The organism is Sphaerotilus sp. FB-3, from assembly GCF_023706025.1.
Classification (GTDB): Bacteria; Pseudomonadota; Gammaproteobacteria; order Burkholderiales; family Burkholderiaceae_C; genus Sphaerotilus; species Sphaerotilus sulfidivorans.
Window position 1 is genome coordinate 200592 of the sequence record NZ_BQWE01000017.1, and the last position, 19937, is coordinate 220528.

Genomic DNA, 19937 nt, shown 5'->3' on the forward strand with positions numbered 1-19937 from the left:
CCGATGAATTCGCTGCAAATCTGGTTGGCCATCATCGGCGGCTTGGTGCTCGCCGGGGTGATCGGGCATGGTGCCTGGCAGACGCGCCGGGCCGCCGGCCGTGCCCGGCCGACCTCGGCCCCGGCCGGCACCGCCTCCGACACCGCGCCGCTGCCGCCGCCCGATGCGTCCGATCCCGGCCCGGGCACCGTGCCGATGGCGCTCGAGCCGAGCTTCGGTCCGGAGCCGGCCTCCACCCGCCCGGCGGTCTTCGATGCGCTGCCGCGCGAGCCGGCCGCCGTGCGGGAGCCTGAGATGCACGCGATCGCGCCTGCTCCGGCGGTCGCGCCGGTGACGCCGATCGAGCAGCGTCTGAGCGAGGTACCGGCCGCGCTGGCGCATGCGCCGCGCCGCCACAGCAGCCCGGCCCGCATCGACGCGCTGATCGACGCGATCGTGCCGATCGGGCTGGACGCGCCGCTGTCGGCCGAGCAGGTGCTCGCGCAGGTGCCGCCGACCCGCCGCGCCGGCAGCAAGCCCTTCCTGATCGAGGGTCGCCATGCCGAGACCGGCCAATGGGAGCCCCTGGCCGCCCCGGCCCGCTACAGCGCTCTGCAGGCCGGCGTGCAGCAGGTCAACCGCGGCGGCGCGATCAACGAGATCGAGTATTCCGAGTTCGTCCAGAAGATCCAGGCCTGCGCCGATGCGCTGGGCGGCGAGGCGCTCTTCCCCGACATGCTCGAGGTGGTGGCGCAGGCCCGGGCGCTCGATCACATCGCGGTCAACCATGACGCCCAGCTGGCGATGCGCCTGCAGGCCCGGCGCGGCAGCTGGCCGCTGAGCTGGGTCCAGCAGCATGCCGCGCGCCATGGCTTCGTCGACGGGCCGACGCCGGGCCGGCTGGTGCTGCCCGGCCGCACCGAAGGCGCGCCGCCGGTGCTGGAGCTGTGCCTGGACGCCCAGGCGGCCCTGGCCGACGATCCTGGCCAGGTCTGGGTCGACCAGATGTCGCTGATCTTCGACGTGCCGCAGACGCCGCGCCAGGACCAGCCCTTCAACGCCTGGTGCGCGGCCGGCCAGGCGCTGGCGATCTCGCTGGACGCCGAGGTGACCGATGATTCCGGCCAGCGCCTCCATGCCGAGTCCTTCGCGATGATCCGCGAGGACCTCGACGGCCTGTACGACAAGCTCGAGGAGTTCGGCCTGCCTGCCGGTGCGCCGGCCACGCGCCGCCTGTTCAGCTGAGGTTCCGCCGAGGTTCAGCTGCGGGCGTGCCGCGCCTACACTGGCGCGCATGTCCCAGACCGATCTCTTCTCCGACGCTCCCTCCGATCCGCCTTCCGAGGCGCCGACCGCCCTGCGCGCGGCCGAGCTGCGTCGCCAGCTCCACCATCACGCCCACCGCTACTACGTGCTCGACGCGCCGGAGATTCCGGACGCCGAGTACGACCGCCTGTTCGCCGAGCTGCAGGCGCTGGAGGCGGCGGATCCCGCGCTGCGCACGTCCGACTCGCCGACGCAGCGGGTCATCGGCGCGGTGCTCGACGGCCTGTCGCCGGTGCGGCATGCCGTGCCGATGCTGTCGATCGAGACCGAGACGGACACCACATCGCAAGGCGCCATCGCCTTCGACGAGCGGGTGCGCTCGGCCCTGAAGCGGACCGAGTCCGACCCGCCGGTGCGCTACGCGGCCGAGCTGAAGTTCGACGGTCTGGCGATCAACCTGCGCTACGAGGCCGGCGTGCTGGTGCAGGCCGCCACCCGCGGTGACGGCGAGACCGGCGAGGATGTCACCCAGAACATCCGCACGATCGGCCAGATTCCCCTTCGACTGGCGGGCGTCGACGCGCCGGTGATCGAGGTGCGCGGCGAGGTCTACATGCGCCGCGACGACTTCGAGCGGCTCAACGAGGTCCAGCGCCAGAAGGGCGAGAAGACCTATGTCAACCCGCGCAACACCGCCGCCGGTGCGGTGCGTCAGCTCGATCCGGCGGTGACGGCGCAGCGCCCGCTGAGCTTCTTCGCCTACGGCCTGGGCGATGTGCAGGGCTGGGACATTCCGGCGACCCATGCCGGGCTGCTCGATGCCTTTGCGGCGATGGGCCTGCCGGTCTGCGCCGACCGGATCGTGGCCGAGGGCGCCGACGGGCTGGTTGCCTTCCATGCCGCGATCGGCGCGAAGCGCGATGCGCTGCCCTTCGACATCGACGGCGTGGTCTACAAGGTCGATGACCGGGCGCTGCAGCAGCAGCTCGGTTTCAAGACCCGCGAGCCGCGCTGGGCGGTGGCGCACAAGTACCCGGCGCAGGAGCAGATGACGCGGGTGCTGGCAATCGACATCCAGGTCGGGCGCACCGGCAAGCTCACGCCGGTGGCCAAGCTCGAGCCGGTCTTCGTCGGCGGCACCACCGTCAGCAACGCCACGCTGCACAACGAGGACGAGACGCGTCGCAAGGATGTGCGCGTCGGCGACACGGTGATCGTGCGCCGCGCCGGCGACGTGATTCCCGAGGTGGTCGGCGTGGTGCCGGAGCGCCGCCCGCCGGACGCCGGCGAGCCCTTCGATCTGTACCAGCGCCTGCAGGGCTGCTGCCCGGTCTGCGCCAGCGACATCGTGCGGGAAGAAGGCGAGGCCGACTGGCGCTGCACCGGCGGCCTGTTCTGCCCGGCGCAGCGCAAGCAGGCGCTGCTGCACTTCGCCGGCCGGCGCGCGATGGACATCGAGGGCCTGGGCGACAAGGTGGTCGACCAGCTGGTCGACTCCGGCCTGATCCGCACCCTGCCCGAGCTCTACAAGCTGGGCGTGCTCAAGCTCGCCGCGCTCGAGCGCATGGGCGAGAAGAGCGCGCAGAACCTGGTCGACGCGCTGGAGCGGAGCCGCCACACCACGCTGGCGCGCTTCCTGTTCGGACTGGGCATCCGCCATGTGGGCGAGTCGACCGCCAAGGCATTGGCGCGCCACTTCGGCGGCATCGACCGGCTGATGGACGCCCCGCCCGAGCAGCTGGTCGAGGTGCCCGATGTCGGGCCGATCGTGGCGGCCAGCCTGCGCACCTTCTTCGACCAGCCGCACAACCGCGAGGTGGTCGAGCAGCTGCGCGCCGCCGGCGTCACCTGGGACGAGCACGAGGGCGCGCCGCCGGCGCAGAGCCTGCCGCTGGCCGGCCTGACCTTCGTGCTGACCGGCACGCTGCCGACGATGGGCCGCGATGATGCGAAGGATCTGATCGAGGCCGCCGGCGGCAAGGTCAGCGGCTCGGTCTCGAAGAAGACGAGCTATGTCGTGGCAGGCGCAGAGGCCGGATCGAAGCTTGACAAGGCTCAGGCTCTGAGCCTGCCGATCCTCGATGAGGAAGGTTTGCTGAAGCTTGTCGCCTCGTTGCGGGCGGCTCAGTGGACTTCAGACGTCCAATAAGTCGCAATATCGGAAAAGCCGCGACATGAACCCCCTGAAATGAAGGATTAGGGTCCTTCTTCACCGGTTCCAGAATGCCTCATCGGTCGGGAGTGAGCTCCGGACAGGCTCTCTGGATGAGCCTGAATCGGTTCCCGGCCATCGAGTGACCTGCTTGGAAACGATGATCATGAAGAAGTTGTCGATGATGGGGGCGCTGCTGACGCTCGGCCTGCTGGCCGGTTGCGGCGGTGGCGGCGGCGGTGGCAGCAGCGACGGTGGCACGGGAACGGGAACGACGGCGAAGACCACCACCGAGGTGATGGCCGGCGTGTCGGGCTCGACGCTGGTGCTGGACCGAGGCAGTGCCGCTGCCGGCACCGATGCCAACGCCGATGGCGTGCGTGACGATGTCGCGACCTGGATCGGCAGCCAGGGCTACACCAGCGCGATGAGCGCGGCTGCAACCCAGCTGGCCCGGGCCTATCAGGGTGCAATCACGGTCAGCACGACCGACGCCGATGCGCTGCGCGCCGCCCGCACCGCCGCCAGCGACGCGGTGGAATGCGTGATGCAGAGCGCCGCCTCGATCGACGCCGGCTACAAGGCGGTGGCCGACGTGCGCCGCGTGGCCCTCAACACCGACGCACGCGCCTCGGCCTATCTGGCCTATGCCGCGGCGGTCAACGACACCGTCGTGCGTGCCCCCGAAGGCACCGGCTGCACCAGCAGCAACTGACATCGACCGGGAGCGACACGATGAAGATCAAGCTGAAGAGCAAGCACAACTTCCTGCGTCACGCGCTGGCGGGCGCAGCCGGCCTGGCGATGCTGGCGGGCACGGCCACCGCGGCCACCACCTCGATCTGCGATGCGGCTGGCGGCTATGTCGTCGCCTACTACAACGACACGCTGGCGCTGCCGGATGATGCCGATGCGCAGCGTGCCGCGATGCGCATCGCCCGGCACGGCCGCAACACCACCGGCAGCGTCGAGACGCTCAACAGCGAGCCGGTCCGCTACGAGAGCTTCTACAGCCTGACCCCGACCCAGCTGCAGGCGCTGGCCAGTGCCTACCGCAGCGCGCTGGACGGCGCGCTGAGCGCCCACTGGGAATACTTCTGGGACTTCCTCGGCGGTGACAACTCGGCCTGGAGCACGCTGGCCGGCCGCACCGGCGACAGCCGCTTCACCGCGCTGACCTCGTCCTTCGCCGCGCAGGTGACGAGCCAGAAGGCCGCCTCCGTGAGCGCGCTGACCACCGTCGGCAACACCCAGAAGGCCCGCATCCAGGCGCTCTATACCGAACGCCAGAAGGTCACGCTCGCCAGCCTGGGCAGCCAGGGCACGCTGTTCGCCGACCAGAGCTTCACGGCCATCGGTTCGCCGAGCAACGATTCTGCGCTGCGCCTGTCGCTCACCAGCCGCCCCGGCACGAGTGATGCGACCGCGCTGACCGAGAAGATGGCGGCGCTGAAGACCCCGACAGGCCTGCACAACAACCAGGGTTTCTTCACCGCGACCCTGTCGTGGTCGGTGCCGTCGAATGCCTATGGCACCGATGCCAATGGCAATCCGCTGAAGAACGACTTCGATCTGCATGTGATCGAGCCGACGCCCCCGCAGACCGGCAGCAGCTATGTCCAGTGGGTGCACTTCTCGACCACGGGCGATCCGGGCAAGGGTGGCGGCGGGGATGTGTCCAAGCAGGGCTACGCCGGCTATCTCGACAAGGATGGCAAGGGAACATCGCTGGCAGACAGCGGGCCGGAGCACTACTACGCGTCCTGCGACGAGAGCAAGCTGCTGCCGGGCACCTACTGGATCGCCGTGACCCGTGTCCACGCCCAGATTCCCTCGCTGACGCCGATCACGCTGCAGATCGCGACCGCGAAGTCCGGTGAGGTCTACTCCAAGACGTTTGCCTACGACGATCTGCCCGAGTTCATTCAGCAGACCCGGCTCACCTTCCCGGTCAAGGTTGTGCTGACGAAGAACAGCGACGGCAGCTGGGCCAAGCCGGTGGTGACGCCTTATGCTCCCTTCACCAGCTACGAGAGCACCGGTCTGCCGACCTACGCGCTCTGATCGTCGGCCCTGTCGGATGCCACTGCGCATCCGGCGACCCGAAAAAAAGCCGCGGCACCCGCCGCGGCTTTTTCGTTTTCCCGGCTCTGGGCCTCAGGGCCGATGGCGGCTTCAGAGATCCTGATCCAGCGCGCGCGCCACGCCCAGCAGCGCCGGCGACACGCTGGCGTCGATCACGAAGACCGGCATCTGCGCCAGATAGGCCTGGAAGCGCCCCTTGGCCTCGAAGCGGGCGCGGAAGTCCGAGCGGTCGAGAAAGTCGCCCAGGCGCGGCACGATGCCGCCGCCGATGTAGACGCCGCCCAGCGCGCCCAGCGTCAGCGCCAGATTGCCCGCGACGCTGCCCAGCAGCGCGCAGAAGCGCGAGGCCGCCTCGACGCTGCGGGCGCATTCGCCCGAGAGCGCGCGGCGGCTGACGTCGGCCGGCGTCGACGCGGTCGCGGCCACGCCATCGAGCTGGCAGACCGCCTCGTACAGCGCCACCAGGCCAGCGCCGCAGATCGCGCGTTCGGCCGAGGCGTGGCCGTAGCGCTCGCGCAGCACCGCGATGATCGCCTCCTCGCGCGCGTCGCTGGCCGCCAGCGTCACATGGCCGCCTTCGCCGGCCAGCGCGACCCACTGGTCGCCGGCCGGCAGCAGGCCGGACACGCCCAGGCCGGTGCCCGGGCCGATCAGCGCGATCGGTGCCTGCGGGCGGGCGCTGCCGCCGCCGACCTGGCGCAGCTCGTGCGGCTGCAGCGAGGGCAGCGCCAGCGCCAGCGCGGTGAAGTCGTTGATCACCACCAGCCGCTGCAGGCCCAGCTCGGCCTGCAGGCCCGAGATCGAGAAGCCCCAGTGGTGGTTGGTCATGCGGATCTCGTCGCCGGTGACCGGATTGGCGATGCCCATCGCCATCGAGCCGGGCTGCCCCAGGCCGGTGCCGGCGAGATAGGCGCGCACCGCATCGGCCAGCGTCGCATGCTCGGCGCAGGGCAGGGTGCGGATCCGGTCGATCGTGGCGCCGTCATGCGCGATCCAGCCGAAGCGGGCGTTGGTGCCGCCGATGTCGGCCACGAGGCGGGGATAGGGCGAACGGGAGCTCATCTGCGGGGACGTCACTCGGGAATGAAGGGCAGGGAAAGAAGGACAGGCGCCGGCCGGAAACGACTGCGGCGCGCCATCGTAGCGCGCCGCAGGTTTCGTGCCCAGAACAAGCCGGCGGGCGGCGGCGGGGGGCTCAGCGGCCCAGACGCTTCTCGGTCTCGCCGTCGAACAGGTGGACCGCGTCTGTCGACCAGCTCAGATGCACCGTGTCGCCGACCTGCTCGGCCACATGGCCGGCCAGGCGAACCACCAGCGCGCCGGCGGCGGTCTTCACCGACACATAGGTCTCCGGGCCGGTCGGCTCCAGCATGGTGATCTCGCCGGCCAGGCCGCTGGCGGCGAAGCTGATCTTTTCCGGACGCAGGCCGTAGATCACCTTGCGGCCGGCCGGTGCCGCCGCCTGGTGCTCGGCATGGGTGGCCAGCAGCGTGCCATTCACCGACACGCCGCCGGCGGCCGCGGTGCCGCGCAGCATGTTCATCGCCGGCGAGCCGATGAACTCGGCCACGAAGACGGTGGCCGGGCGGCTGTAGATGTCGTCGGGCGTGCCGAACTGCTGCACCACGCCGCCCTGCATCACCGCGATGCGGTCGCCCAGCGTCATGGCCTCGACCTGGTCGTGGGTGACGTAGACGGTGGTGGTGCGGGTGCGCTGGTGCAGCTGCTTGATCTCGGCGCGCATCTCCACGCGCAGCTTGGCGTCCAGGTTGGACAGCGGCTCGTCGAAGAGGAACAGCGCCGGGTCGCGCGCCAGGGCGCGGCCCATGGCCACGCGCTGGCGCTGGCCGCCCGAGAGCGCGCCGGGCTTGCGCTCGAGCAGATGCTCGATCTGCAGCATCCTGGCCACCCGGGCCACCGCCTTCTCGCGCTCGGCCTTGGGCACCTTGCGCATCTCCAGGCCGAAGGCGATGTTCTCGGCCACGTTCATGTTCGGGTAGAGCGCATAGCTCTGGAACACCATCGCGATGTCGCGGTTCTTCGGCAGCTCGTGGGTGACGTCGCGCTCGCCGATGTGGATGGTGCCGCTGGTGGGGCTGTCGAGGCCGGCGATCATCGACAGCAGCGTCGACTTGCCGCAGCCCGACGGGCCCACCAGGATCAGGAACTCGCCCTTCTCGATCTCGAGATCGATGCCCTTGAGGATGTGGATGTCGCCGCTGTAGGTCTTGCGGACGTTGCGGATGGAAAGTGCGCCCATGATGAGATCCTGAATCCTTCTTAACCCTTGACGGCGCCGGCGGTCAGCCCGCGCACGAAGTACTTGCCTGCGACGACATAGACGAGGAGCGTCGGCAGCGCGGCGATCATCGCGGCGGCCATGTCCACGTTGTATTCCTTGACCGAGCTGGAGGTGTTGGCCAGGTTGTTCAGGCCCACCGTGATCGGCTTGGAATCGGCGCCGGAGAACACCACGCCGAACAGGAAGTCGTTCCAGATGTTGGTGAACTGCCAGATCAGCGTGACGACCAGGATGGGCGTCGACAGCGGCAGCACGATGCGCACGAAGATGCGGAAGAAGCCGGCACCGTCGAGCATCGCCGCCTTGATCAGCTCGTCGGGCAGCCCGATGTAGTAGTTGCGGAAGAACAGCGTCGTCGAGGCCAGGCCCATCAGCACGTGCACCGTGATCAGGCCCCAGATCGAGTCCGACAGGCCGACCCAGCCCAGCACCTGCGACATCGGCAGCAGCACCACCTGCAGCGGCATGAACACGCCGAACAGCATGAAGGAGAACAGCAGCTCGCTGCCCTTGAAGCGCCACTTGGTCAGCACATAGCCGTTGAGCGCGCCCAGCGTGGTGGAGATCGCCACGGCCGGCACGATCATCGCCATCGAGTTCCAGAAGAAGGGCTGCAGGCCGTTGCAGTCGGTGCCGGTGCAGGCATTCGACCAGGCCTTGCCCCAGGCCTCGAAGTTCAGCCCGGCCGGCAGCGCCAGCAGGCTGCCGCCGCGGATCTCGCTCATGTCCTTCAGCGAGGTCACGAGCATCACGTAGAACGGCAGCAGGAAGAACAGCGCAAAGACGCCGAGCAGGCCGAAGATGATGAAGCGGTGGACGTTTTTCATGAGGGGACTCTCCGCCGGCGCCGGGTCAGCGGCGCTGCGAGCGCAGCTCGCTGTACAGATAGGGCACGACGATGGCCGCGACGGTGGCCAGCATCACGGTGGCCGAGGCCGCGCCCAGGCCGATCTGGCCGCGGGTGAAGGCGTGGGTGTACATGAAGGTCGCCGGCACGTCGGTGGCGAAGCCGGGGCCGCCGGCGGTCAGCGCCATCACCAGGTCGAAGCTCTTGATCGCGATGTGCGCCAGCACCATCAGCGTCGAGAAGAAGACCGGCCGCATGCTCGGCACGATGATGCGCCAGTAGATCTGCGGCAGCGTCGCGCCGTCGATCTGCGCGGCCTTGATGATCGAGTCGTCGATGCCGCGCAGGCCGGCCAGGAACAGCGCCATCACGAAGCCCGAGCTCTGCCAGACGCCGGCGATCACGACGGTGTAGATCGCCATGTCCGGATCGACCAGCCAGCCGAAGCGGAAGTTCTCGAAGCCCCACTGCTGCATCAGGTGCTCCAGGCCCAGGCCGGGGTTGAGGATCCACTTCCAGGCGGTGCCGGTGACGATGAAGCTCAGCGCCATCGGGTAGAGGTAGATGGTGCGCAGCAGGCCTTCGGCACGGATCTTCTGGTCGAGCAGGATCGCCAGCAGCAGGCCCAGCGCCATGCCGATGCCGATGAACAGCACCGAGAAGATGCCCAGGTTCTTCAGCGCCACCATCCAGCGCTCCGACTCGAACAGGATCTCGTACTGCTGCAGGCCGACGAACTCGTAGTTCGGCAGCAGGCGCGAGGCCGAGACGGACAGGTAGCCGTTCCAGGCGATCAGGCCGTAGATGAACAGGAACGACAGGACGAAGCTGGGTGCCAGCACGAGGCGCGGCAGCCAGTGGTCCAGCCGGGCAGCGGCGGAAGGAGTGGACATGGTGGTGACGAGGCAGGGGAGCGGGCCCTGGAGCAGGGTCCGGAAAGCATCATGGCCGCCACGGCGGCCATGATCTGGGTGCACGAGCCGGCCGCGATACCGCAGCCGGCCCGGGGATCACGCAGGGATCACTTCGTCATCGCGGCCGAGGCGATCTTGGCCTTGGCATCGGCGACCGACATCTTGTCGCTGTTCCAGAACTGGCTGACCGCGTCCTGGATCGCGCCGGCCGCGGCCGACGGCACGGCCATGCCGTGCGCGACCGAGGGCACCAGCGAGGCCGACTTGGCGGTGTCGACGAAGTCCTTGCTCGAGAGCTTGGCGCAGTCGTCGAACTTGGCCAGGTCCATGTTCAGGCGCACGGGAATGGAGCCCTTGTTCAGGTTGAACACTTCCTGGAAGTCGGTCGACATGATCGCGGCGGCCAGATCCTTCTGCGCCTTGACGTTGGCCTCGTTCTTCAGCTTGAACATCGCGAAGGAGTCGACGTTGAAGGTGAAGGCCTTGGCGGTGCCGGGGGCAGCGGCGCAGGTGAAGTCCTTGCCCGGCACCTTGCCGGCGGCGATGAACTCGCCCTTGGCCCAGTCGCCCATCAGCTGCATGCCGGCCTCGCCCTTGATGACCATCGCGGTCGCCAGGTTCCAGTCGCGGCCCGGAGCGTTCTTGTCGGTGTAGCCCTTGACCTTGCGGAAGGTCTCCAGGACCTTGTCCATGGTCGCGCTCTTCAGCGTGGCCTGATCGAGCTGCACCAGGGCCTTCTTGTAGAAGTCGGTGCCGCCGACGCCGAGCGCCACGCTCTCGAAGGTGGTGAAGTCCTGCCAGGGCTGGCCGCCGTGCGCCACCGGGATGATGCCGGCCTTCTTCAGCGCCTCGGCCGAGACGAAGAACTCGTCCCAGGTGGTCGGCACCTTGGCGCCGGCCTTCTTGAACACTTCCGGGTTGGCCCACAGCCAGTTCACGCGGTGCACGTTGACCGGCGCGGCGATGTAGTTGCCCTTGTACTTCATGACGTTGGCCACGACCGGGGGCAGCACGCTGTCCCACTTCTCGGCCTTGGCGACATCGTCGATGTTGGCCAGCACGCCTTCAGAAGCCCATTCCTGCAGCGACGGGCCCTTGATCTGGGCTGCGGCCGGAGCGTTGCCCGAGACCACGCGCGACTTCAGCACCGTCATCGCTGAATCACCGCCGCCGCCGGCGACCGCGAAGTCCTTCCAGCTGTGGCCCTTGGACTGCAGCGTGGCCTTCAGCGCCGAGGCGGCCTTGGCCTCGCCGCCGGAGGTCCACCAGTGCAGCACCTCGACCTCGCCGGCCTGCGCCAGGCCGGCCACGGTCAGGCCGGCCACGGTGGCCAGCAGGGTGCGCGCGAAGCGCGTCGTCTTCTCCATCTTCTTCATGTCTGCTCCAGTCCAGGGGGTGGGTGGGTGTCTCGCGCAGGGTACGCACAGGTCCCCGCTGACAGGCATGAAGATTAATGATGCTTTAAATGATTAACATTAGGTGAAATCCCTGATATCTGCTGTTCAGGTGCCGCGTTCCTGCGGCATCGCCGCGGGCAGCGGCAGGCTCACCGACATGCGCGTGCCCTGCGGATGCAGCCGGGCGACCTGCACCCGGCCGTGATGGCGCTCGACGATCTCGCGCACGATCGCCAGGCCCAGGCCGCAGCCGCGCCCTTCCTGGGTGCCGCGGAAGAAGCGCTCGAAGATCGCGCCGTGCAGCGCCTCCGGAATGCCGGGGCCGGTGTCGTCGACCTCGACGATCGCGCGGCGGCGGGCGCTGTCCTCGCGGACCCGCACCGTGATCTCGGCATGGCGCCCGGCGTAGCGGATCGCGTTGTCGATCAGGTTGGCGATCGCCTCGCGGATCAGCAACGCATTGCCGTCGATGGCCAGCGCGGGCGGCTCCTCGCCTTCGGTGTCGCTCTCGGGCGCGTCCATGCCCAGATCGGCGCCTTCGGCCAGCGCGCGCGGCACCAGCTCGGCGGTCAGCTCCTGCACCAGCCGGCGCAGGTCGAAGCGGCTGCGCCCGATCTGCGCCACCGATTCCGGCTCGGCGCGCGCCAGCGTCATCAGCTGGTTGATCAGGTGGGCGCTGCGGGTGGCGCTCTCGTGCACCCGCCGCAGTCGCGCCTGCAGGGCCGGATCCGTGGTCTCCTTCAGCGCCAGCTCGGTCTGGGCCTTCAGACCGGCCAGTGGCGTGCGCAGCTGGTGCGCCGCATCGCCGATGAAGCGCTGCTGCGCCGCCACCGAGTCGCGCACCGCCGCCAGCAGGGTGTTGACCGCCGCGGCCAGATCGCGCACTTCCTCGGGCGCGGACTCCAGCTCGATCGGCGCCAGGTCATCGGGGCCGCGGCCGCTGACCGCCTCGCGCAGCCGTGCCAGCGGCGCCAGCCCGGTGCGCACGCCGGCCCAGACCAGCGCCGACATCGCCAGCACCAGCAGCGACAGCGGCAGCGCGGTGTCGACCAGCAGGTCGCGCGCCAGCGCCTCGCGGCTGATGCGGCTCTTGGCGACCTGCACCATCATGCGCTGGTCGCGGCCGGGCTCGCCGTAGCTCAGCACGATGGCGGCGACCCGCACCGTGACTTCGCCGTCGGTCGTGTCGATGCGGGCGTCGTAGAACGAGGGCCGCTCGGGCACCAGGGCCTCGATGTCGGCCGGTGGCGTCAGCTTGTGGTTGCCGAGAATGAACTCGCCCGGCGGGCTGCTGACCATGTAGTAGACCCGGTCGTCCGGGTCGGACTCGATGATGTCGCGCGCCGCGCGGGGGAAATCGATCAGCAGGCCGCTGTCGATCGGCTTGACCTGGCGCGCCAGCGCCCGCGAGGACAGGTACAGGCCATGGTCGATCGCGCGGTCGGCATAGCGGGCCGCGACATGGTGGGTGATGACCGCCGCGGCCAGCCACAGCACCAGCTGCGGCAGCAGCAGCCAGGCCAGCAGATGGCGGCGCAGCGAGCGGCTGCCGGGCGAGACGACCGGCAGGCGGTTGAGCAGGGACTGCGGCAAGACGGGCATGGCGACCGCGAGTGTCGCCGCACGGGCAAGGACGTGTCAGTCCTGGGTTTCGAGCAGATAGCCCAGGCCGCGCACGGTGCGGATGCCCACGCCCGAGCCCTCGAGCTTGCGGCGCAGGCGGTGGATGTAGACCTCCAGCGAGCTGGGGCCGCCGCTCTCGGAGACCTCGGTCGACCAGGCCTGGGCGATCTGCTCCTTGGTGATCACCTTGCGGCGCTGGCTCAGCAGCAGGTCCAGCAGCAGCCATTCGCGCGGCGACAGCTCGACCGGCTGGCCGGCGATGGTGGCGCGCCGTGCATCGCGGTCGAACTGCAGCTGGCCGACGCTGACCGCGTCCGTGCCGGCCGGTGCGGCCGGCTGCGCTGCCGCACCCTGGCTGCGGCGCAGCACCGCACGGATGCGGGCCTCCAGCTCGGGAAAGTCGAAGGGCTTGGTCAGGTAGTCGTCGGCACCGGCATTCAGGCCGGCGACGCGGTTGTGCAGCCCGTCGAGCGCGGTCAGGATCAGCAGCGGCAGCCCCGGCTTGACCGCACGCACCCGCTGCACCACCGTCAGCCCGTCGACCAGCGGCAGGCCGATGTCGATGATGCCGACGTCGAAGGCCTGCTTCGTCAGCAGGTATTCGGCCACCGCGCCGTTGTCGGCGACCTCGACCTCGAAGCCGGCCGACTTCAGGTTGGTGCCGAGCGCGTCGGCGAGGATGGCATCGTCTTCGGCCAGCAGGGCGCGCATGCGGGGCTCTCCGGGATCAGGCTTCGGGCGTGCTGCCCATCATCACCTGGCTGAAGCCGCCGTCGACATAGCTGATCTCGGCCGTCATGCCCGCGGCCAGATCCGACAGCATGAAGGCGGCGACATTGCCCACGTCCTCGATCGTGACGGTGCGGCGCAGCGGCGCGTTGCCGGCGAACTGGTTGAGCAGCTTGCCGAAGTCCTTGATGCCGCTGGCCGCCAGCGTCTTGATCGGACCGGCCGAGATGCCGTTGACCCGGATGCCCTTCGGGCCCAGGTTGGCGGCCAGGTAGCGCACGCTGGCTTCCAGCGAGGCCTTGGCCAGGCCCATCGTGTTGTAGTTCGGCACGAAGCGCACCGCGCCCAGGTAGCTCAGCGTCAGCAGCGAGCTGCCCGGACGCAGGTGCGGGAAGGCCGCCTTGGCCATCGCCGGGAAGCTGTAGGCCGAGATGTCGTGCGCGATGCGGAAGCTCTCGCGCGACAGGCCGTCGAGGAAGTCGCCGGCGATGGCCTCGCGCGGCGCGAAGCCGATCGAGTGCACGAAGCCGTCGAAGCCCTCCGGCCAGGCCTGCGCCAGGTCGGCGAAGACGCGCTCGATCTGCTCGTCGCTGCTGACGTCGCACTCGAACACCAGCTTCGAGTCGAACTCGGCGGCGAACTCGGTGATGCGGTCCTTGAAGCGTTCGCCGACATAGCTGAACGCGAGTTCGGCGCCTTCACGGTGGCAGGCCTTGGCGATGCCGTAGGCGATCGAGCGATTCGACAGCAGACCGGTGATCAGAAGGCGCTTGCCTGCGAGGAAACCCATGGATTCTCCGTGTGGTTACGAGCTGAGAGGAACGAGCTGAGGGCGTGGATTGTCTCTCACTTGCCCCAGCTGTCCTTCAGGCCGGTGATGCGGTTGAAGACCGGGCGGCCCGGCGCATGGTCCTGGCGGTCGGCGACGAAGTAGCCGTGGCGCTCGAACTGGAACTTCTGGTCAGGCACGGCCTGGGCCAGCGAGGGCTCGACATAGGCGGTGGTGACGCGGCAGCTGTCCGGGTTCAGGCTGGCCTTGAAATCCTTGCCGCCGGCGTCCGGGTGCGCGTCGGTGAACAGGCGGTCGTACAGGCGCACCTCGGCGGCGACGCCGTCGGCCACGCCGACCCAGGTGATCGCGGCCTTGACCTTGACCGCGTCGGCGCCGGGCGTGCCGCTCTTGGTGTCGGGCACGACGGTGGCCAGCACCGCGGTGATGCGGCCGTCGGCGTCCTTCTCGCAGCCGGTGCACTCGACCACGAAGCCGCCCTTCAGGCGCACCTTGTTGCCGGGGAACAGGCGCTTGTAGCCCTTCGGCGGCACCTCGGCGAAGTCCTCGCGCTCGATCCAGACCTCGCGGCCGATCGTGAATTCGCGTGCCGGCGGCGGCGTCCGGCCCTCGGCGACATGCGGCAGGGCCGGCAGCGAGCAGGGCTCCAGGTGGCCGGCGCCCATCACCTCGTCCCAGTTCGTCAGCACCAGCCGGACCGGATCGAGCACCGCCATGCCGCGGTGCGCCTTGTTCTCCAGATCGTCGCGCAGCGCGATCTCCAGCGTCGAGTAGTCGATCCAGCTGTCGGCCTTGGTCACGCCGATGCGCTCGGCGAAGAGCTGGAGGCTCTCCGGCGTGTAGCCGCGCCGGCGCAGGCCCACGATGGTGGGCATGCGCGGGTCGTCCCAGCCGCCGACATGGCCTTCGTTGACCAGCTGCGCCAGCTTGCGCTTGCTGGTGATGACATAGGTCAGGTTCAGCCGCGCGAACTCGTACTGGCGAGGCAGCGGGCGGGCCAGCAGCCCCAGCTCGGCGAGCTTGTCGAGCAGCCAGTCGTAGAACGGGCGCTGGTCCTCGAACTCGAGCGTGCAGATCGAGTGGGTGATGTTCTCCAGCGCGTCCTCGATCGGGTGCGCGAAGGTGTACATCGGGTAGATGCACCAGCGGTCGCCGGTATTGTGGTGCGTGGCGCGGCGGATGCGGTAGATGGCCGGATCGCGCAGATTGATGTTGGGCGAGGCCATGTCGATCTTCGCGCGCAGCACCATCGCGCCGTCGGCGTGCCGGCCGTCGCGCATCTCGCGGAAACGCGCGAGGTTCTCTTCGGGCGAGCGGGCGCGGAAGGGGCTGTCGGTGCCGGGCGTGGTGAAGTCGCCGCGGCTGGCGCGCATGGCTTCAGGCGTCTGCTCGTCGACATAGGCGTGGCCGGCCTGGATCAGCGCCTCGGCCGCGCGGTACATGAAGTCGAAGTAGTCGCTGGCGTAGTAGAGATGGCTCTCGGTCTTGCCTTTGAACGACGAGTCCCAGCCGAAGCCCAGCCACTGCACCGCGTCGAGGATGGAGTCGACATATTCCTTCTCCTCCTTCTCCGGATTGGTGTCGTCGAAGCGCATGTGGCAGACGCCGCCATAGTCGCGCGCCAGGCCGAAGTTCAGGCAGATGCTCTTGGCGTGGCCGACATGCAGGTAGCCGTTGGGCTCGGGAGGAAAGCGGGTGCGGATCTTCGCCGGATCGGGCTCGCCCTGGCCGTGGTGCGCGCCGTCGCCGGGCGTGCCGGCCCAGCGGCGGCTGGCGTAGCTGCCCTGCTCGAGATCGCGCTCGATGATTGCGCGCAGGAAGTTGCTGGTCTTGTGTTCCGGGCCGGAGCCGTCGGCGGGGGTGTGGTTCGCGTCGCTCATGAAGTGAGGCAGGCAGGACAGCGCAGGGCTGGCAGCAGGAGGCAGGGCAGGGCGGCCGCTGGGGCGCCCTTGCGGGATCGATCGATTGTAGCCAGCGCCGTCGGCCACGACCGGCGCCGCGACCAGCGCGCCCGATCCGCGCGGGATGGCCTCACCGGTGCAGGGGATGGCGGGGTCCTGCGGCGAGCCTGCGCGGCCTGCTGCGCCGCGGGGATCGAAAAAACTCGCAAATGCCCTGCCGGAAACGGTACTTTTCAATCCCCGGTTCCGGCGGCTCTCGGTAACACGATGCACAATCGTCACAAGCACACACAGTTACCGGGAGCGGTCATGTTCAGACAGTCCTTCTTTTCGATGGTTTCCTCGCCGTCGATTCCCGGGCAAATGAACCGGATATCCGCAGGATCGCCCGGAAAAACCTCTCAGAATTCCGGAAATTCCATGTCTTCAGCCTGCGAACCTGCCCGCACGGGTCCGTCCACGCCCGTCGAGGCGGCCAGCGGCGAACGCCTGACCGTCTTTGCCACCCGCTGGCTGCAGTCGCTGCCGGTGCCGGTGCGCCCGGTGATCACCGCCCGGCGCCATCCGCACATCATCAATCGCATGGCCCTGGCCTGGGGCGACCATCATGCGGTGGCGGATTATTTCGACAGCCTGCTGATCAGTTCCCGCCCGGATCGGCGGGGTTTTGCGGTCGAGGTGCTCGACGAGCTGGCGGATCTCCAGCAGGCGTTCATGGATGGCCGCATCGGCTGATTCAGACGCCGATTCCCGAGGCTGATTCCGATATTCCCAGGAAACTGATTTTCTGCACCGCGCAGGCCGGCAGGTCTGCGCGGTGCTGTGCGTGCACATCGGCACGCCAGCGAACTTCTGTCACGAAAGCTTCATCCCGCCTGCCTACAGTCGTCATCATTCGCTGATCCAGGAGCGTTCGCATTTTTCGCGTTCGGCTCCGAACACACGGAAGATGACACCATGGGACGCATTCTTGTCGTCGAGGACGAAGCGGCGATCGCCGAGCTGCTGTCGATGAACCTGCGCTTCGAAGGCCACGAGGTGCGCATCGCCGCCACTTCCGACGAGGCGGTGCAGGCGGTGCGCGATTCGCTGCCGGATCTGGTGGTGCTCGACTGGATGCTGCCGGGCGAGCCCGGCGTGGCGCTGGCGCGGCGCTGGCGTGCCGACGCGCGCACCCGCGACCTGCCGATCATCATGCTGACCGCCCGCAGCGACGAGCGCGACCTGGTCCAGGGGCTCGACGCCGGTGCCGATGACTATCTGGCCAAGCCCTTCTCGACCACCGAGCTGATGGCGCGCATCCGCTCGGTGCTGCGCCGCCGTCTGCCGGAAGCGCTGGAGAGCGCGGTCGAGATCGGCGTGCTGCGCCTCGATCCGGTCACCCGTCGGGTGCGTGCCGGCCAGACCGAGGTGGCACTCGGGCCGACCGAGTTCCGCCTGCTGCGCTTCCTGATGACCTACCCGGAGCGGGTGCATGGCCGCCCGCAGCTGCTCGACCGGGTCTGGGGCGACCATGTATTCATCGAGGAGCGCACCGTCGACGTGCACATCAAGCGGCTGCGTGCCGCGCTGCAGCCGGTCGGCTGCGCCGACATGATCGAGACGGTGCGCGGCGCCGGCTACCGCCTGACCTCGAGCGTTCCGGGGACTGCTGGCGGCCTGGCCGCCTGAAGCCTTCCAGCCGCTCAGTGGAGGTGGTCGCTGAGCATGATCGCCGGATAGGCGTACTCGATGCCGATGCAGGCCCGGGCATAGAGATAGTTCATCACCGCACGTTCGCTGAGCTGGTCCAGCGGCACCTCGCCGCGTTCGTCGCAGGGAAAGCTCAGGCCTCGGCCTTCGTTGTGCAGCGAGCGGAAGCGCAGTTCGTAGTGCTGGGCTTCGCAGGTCTTGGCAGGCATGACGGTACTCCTTGACGATGCTGGTACGGACCCGGGTTCTGGTGCGCGCGGGCGGGATCTCGATGAAATCCAGTCTGCGTGCTCCCGATGTCGGCAAAGGTAAGGCTGTGGCGAGGTTCCGTGCAGGACAGGACCGTGCAATAGCGTCGGTCTGACGGTCGCAGTCGTAACAGCCGGACGAAGAGCGGTCAGATCACCGCTTCGGCAAGAGGTGCTCGGCGTGTGAGGGGCCGGCAGAGGCGAACACGCCCACACCGGGTGTCACCGGCTCTCGGCTAGGATGCGTGAGAAATTCCCCGCCCGCGACAAGGAGAGAACCCGATGGCCGCTGCCAGCCTGCTTGCCCTGCTCGATGACATCGCCACCGTGCTCGACGATGTTGCGGTGCTGACCAAGGTCGCCGCGAAGAAGACTGCCGGGGTGCTCGGCGATGATCTGGCGCTCAATGCCCAGCAGGTCACCGGGGTGTCGGCCGACCGGGAACTGCCGGTGGTCTGGGCGGTGGCCAAGGGATCGATGCTGAACAAGGCGATCCTGGTGCCGGTGGCGCTGCTGATCAGCGTGTTCGCGCCGTGGCTGATCACGCCGCTGCTGATGGTCGGCGGTGCCTTCCTGTGCTTCGAGGGCTTCGAGAAGCTGGCGCACCGCTGGCTGCACAGCGCCGAGGAGGACCGGAGCCACCATGCCGAGCTGACGGCCGCGCTGGCCGATCCGGCGGTCGATCTGGTGGCCTTCGAGCGCGAGCGCATTCGCGGCGCGATCCGCACCGACTTCATCCTGTCGGCCGAGATCATCGCCATCACGCTGGGTGCGGCGGCCGGGGCGCCGCTGATGACGCAGGCGATGGTGCTCTCCGGCGTGTCGGTGGCGATGACGGTGGGCGTCTATGGCCTGGTCGCCGGCATCGTCAAGATGGATGACGCCGGAGCCTGGATGGTGCGCACCGGCCGGGGTGCGGCCTTCGGCGAGCTGCTGCTGCGGGCCGCACCGCTGCTGATGAAGCTGCTGGCGGTGGTCGGCACTGCGGCGATGTTCCTGGTCGGCGGCGGCATCCTGGTGCACGGCGTGCCGGCGCTGCACCACCTGATCGAGCCGCTGGCTGCCGCGGCCGGCACGCTGGCGCCGCTGGTGTCGGTGCTGGCCGACGGTCTGGTGGGCATCGTCGCCGGTGCCCTGGTGCTGGCCGGCGTGATGCTGGTCAAGCGGCTGCGCGGCTGAGGTCAGGGCGTGCGTGCCGGCACGCCGGCCGCACGCAGCCAGCCCAGCCCGGCCGAGGTGGCGCCTGCCACCGCGCCGCGCGCCGGACGGTACTCGCAGCCGATCCAGCCCTGCCATCCGCATTGCGCCGCCACCTCGTCGATCAGCGCGAACAGGTAGGGATAGTTCAGCTCGCCCAGATCGGGCTCGTGGCGCATCGGCACGCCGGCGAGCTGGAAATGGCCGACGCGGCCGGTGGGCAGGGTCTGGCGGATCCGGGTGGACAGGTCGCCCTCCACGATCTGGGCGTGATAGAGATCGAACTGGACCTTGAGGTTGGGTGCACCGATGGCCTGCACGATGCGGTGCGCCTCGGCCTGATGGTTGAGGAAATAGCCGGGCATGTCGCGCGGATTGATCGGCTCGATCAGCACCTCGCGCCCCTGGGCCGCCGCCTGCGCTGCGGCCCAGGCCAGGTTGGCCTGGTAGACCTCGAGCAGTGCGGCACGCGGCAGGTCGGCCGGGGCGATGCCGGCCATCACGTGGATGCGCGGGCAGTCCAGCGCCCGGGCATAGGCCAGCGCGGTGGCCAAGCCGGCGCGGAACTCGGCCTCGCGGCCGGGCAGACAGGCCAGGCCGCGCTCGCCGGCCTCCCAGTCGCCCGGGGGCGCGTTGAACAGCACCTGCTGCAGGCCGTGGGCCTTCAGCCGCGCGGCGATCTCCTCGGCCGGGAAGGCGTAGGGGAACAGAAATTCGACACCCTCGAAGCCGTCCGCCGCGGCGGCGGCGAAGCGGTCGAGAAAGTCGTGCTCGTTGTAGAGCATGGTGAGATTGGCGGCGAAGCGGGGCATGGC

The 19937-nt window shown here is 69.1% G+C and carries 18 protein-coding genes; 7 read left to right on the forward strand and 11 right to left on the reverse strand.

The features are described from left to right. The first annotated feature begins 3 nt into the window (after nucleotides 1–3). From NFT33_RS10540 to NFT33_RS10555, 4 genes are all read left to right on the forward strand, one after another. Nucleotides 4–1224, forward strand: a complete 1221-nt coding sequence (locus NFT33_RS10540) for a cell division protein ZipA C-terminal FtsZ-binding domain-containing protein (RefSeq protein ID WP_251675164.1) — start codon at nucleotides 4–6, stop codon at nucleotides 1222–1224. A 49-nt stretch (nucleotides 1225–1273) separates the two neighbouring features. Beyond that, entirely contained in the window at nucleotides 1274–3394 is a 2121-nt protein-coding gene (gene ligA, locus NFT33_RS10545) for an NAD-dependent DNA ligase LigA (protein WP_251675166.1), read from the forward strand. 169 nt (nucleotides 3395–3563) lie between these two features. After that, entirely contained in the window at nucleotides 3564–4112 is a 549-nt protein-coding gene (locus NFT33_RS10550) for a hypothetical protein (RefSeq protein WP_251675169.1), read from the forward strand. A gap of 20 nt (nucleotides 4113–4132) precedes the next feature. Continuing rightward, on the forward strand, nucleotides 4133–5461 hold the full coding sequence (locus NFT33_RS10555) for a hypothetical protein (protein WP_251675172.1): 1329 nt from the start codon (nucleotides 4133–4135) through the stop codon (nucleotides 5459–5461). 111 nt (nucleotides 5462–5572) lie between these two features. Here the strand turns inward: NFT33_RS10555 and NFT33_RS10560 are convergent, their stop codons facing one another. The 9 genes from NFT33_RS10560 to NFT33_RS10600 form a co-directional block, all read right to left on the reverse strand. Beyond that, nucleotides 5573–6544, reverse strand: a complete 972-nt coding sequence (locus NFT33_RS10560; protein WP_251675174.1) for a glucokinase — start codon at nucleotides 6542–6544, stop codon at nucleotides 5573–5575. A gap of 133 nt (nucleotides 6545–6677) precedes the next feature. Then, the gene (locus tag NFT33_RS10565; RefSeq protein WP_220784279.1) at nucleotides 6678–7742 is read right to left on the reverse strand and encodes an ABC transporter ATP-binding protein; all 1065 of its coding nucleotides are present in this window, start codon (nucleotides 7740–7742) and stop codon (nucleotides 6678–6680) included. A gap of 20 nt (nucleotides 7743–7762) precedes the next feature. Further along, a complete protein-coding gene (locus tag NFT33_RS10570; protein WP_149503798.1) occupies nucleotides 7763–8611 on the reverse strand; it encodes a carbohydrate ABC transporter permease in 849 nt (282 codons plus the stop codon). 25 nt (nucleotides 8612–8636) lie between these two features. Further along, the gene (locus NFT33_RS10575) at nucleotides 8637–9524 is read right to left on the reverse strand and encodes a carbohydrate ABC transporter permease (RefSeq protein ID WP_251675176.1); all 888 of its coding nucleotides are present in this window, start codon (nucleotides 9522–9524) and stop codon (nucleotides 8637–8639) included. A 128-nt stretch (nucleotides 9525–9652) separates the two neighbouring features. Continuing rightward, nucleotides 9653–10912, reverse strand: coding sequence for an ABC transporter substrate-binding protein (locus NFT33_RS10580; protein WP_376744150.1), 1260 nt, complete (start codon nucleotides 10910–10912; stop codon nucleotides 9653–9655). 135 nt (nucleotides 10913–11047) lie between these two features. Next, nucleotides 11048–12544, reverse strand: coding sequence for a sensor histidine kinase (locus NFT33_RS10585; RefSeq protein WP_251675179.1), 1497 nt, complete (start codon nucleotides 12542–12544; stop codon nucleotides 11048–11050). 36 nt (nucleotides 12545–12580) lie between these two features. After that, a complete protein-coding gene (locus NFT33_RS10590; RefSeq protein WP_251675181.1) occupies nucleotides 12581–13276 on the reverse strand; it encodes a response regulator transcription factor in 696 nt (231 codons plus the stop codon). Between the two features lie 16 nt (nucleotides 13277–13292). Then, the gene (fabI, locus tag NFT33_RS10595; RefSeq protein WP_037484509.1) at nucleotides 13293–14084 is read right to left on the reverse strand and encodes an enoyl-ACP reductase FabI; all 792 of its coding nucleotides are present in this window, start codon (nucleotides 14082–14084) and stop codon (nucleotides 13293–13295) included. Nucleotides 14085–14140: 56 nt separating this feature from the next. Continuing rightward, nucleotides 14141–15964: a glutamine--tRNA ligase/YqeY domain fusion protein gene (locus tag NFT33_RS10600; protein WP_251675184.1), complete on the reverse strand. Its 1824-nt coding sequence runs from the start codon at nucleotides 15962–15964 to the stop codon at nucleotides 14141–14143. A gap of 330 nt (nucleotides 15965–16294) precedes the next feature. Here NFT33_RS10600 and NFT33_RS10605 point away from each other — a divergent pair, with 330 nt between their 5' ends. Continuing rightward, nucleotides 16295–16720, forward strand: a complete 426-nt coding sequence (locus tag NFT33_RS10605) for a hypothetical protein (protein WP_251675186.1) — start codon at nucleotides 16295–16297, stop codon at nucleotides 16718–16720. Nucleotides 16721–16942: 222 nt separating this feature from the next. Continuing rightward, the gene (gene phoB, locus NFT33_RS10610) at nucleotides 16943–17656 is read left to right on the forward strand and encodes a phosphate regulon transcriptional regulator PhoB (protein ID WP_149503792.1); all 714 of its coding nucleotides are present in this window, start codon (nucleotides 16943–16945) and stop codon (nucleotides 17654–17656) included. A 14-nt stretch (nucleotides 17657–17670) separates the two neighbouring features. Here phoB and NFT33_RS10615 read toward each other — a convergent pair whose 3' ends face one another. Next, nucleotides 17671–17886: a hypothetical protein gene (locus tag NFT33_RS10615; protein WP_149503791.1), complete on the reverse strand. Its 216-nt coding sequence runs from the start codon at nucleotides 17884–17886 to the stop codon at nucleotides 17671–17673. A 321-nt stretch (nucleotides 17887–18207) separates the two neighbouring features. On the opposite strand from NFT33_RS10615, the gene NFT33_RS10620 reads away from it, so the two are divergent. Beyond that, the gene (locus tag NFT33_RS10620) at nucleotides 18208–19104 is read left to right on the forward strand and encodes a DUF808 domain-containing protein (RefSeq protein WP_251675188.1); all 897 of its coding nucleotides are present in this window, start codon (nucleotides 18208–18210) and stop codon (nucleotides 19102–19104) included. A gap of 2 nt (nucleotides 19105–19106) precedes the next feature. Here the strand turns inward: NFT33_RS10620 and otnI are convergent, their stop codons facing one another. After that, complete coding sequence (gene otnI, locus NFT33_RS10625) at nucleotides 19107–19934, reverse strand: 2-oxo-tetronate isomerase (RefSeq protein ID WP_220784288.1); 828 nt, start codon at nucleotides 19932–19934, stop codon at nucleotides 19107–19109. Nucleotides 19935–19937 lie beyond the last annotated feature (3 nt).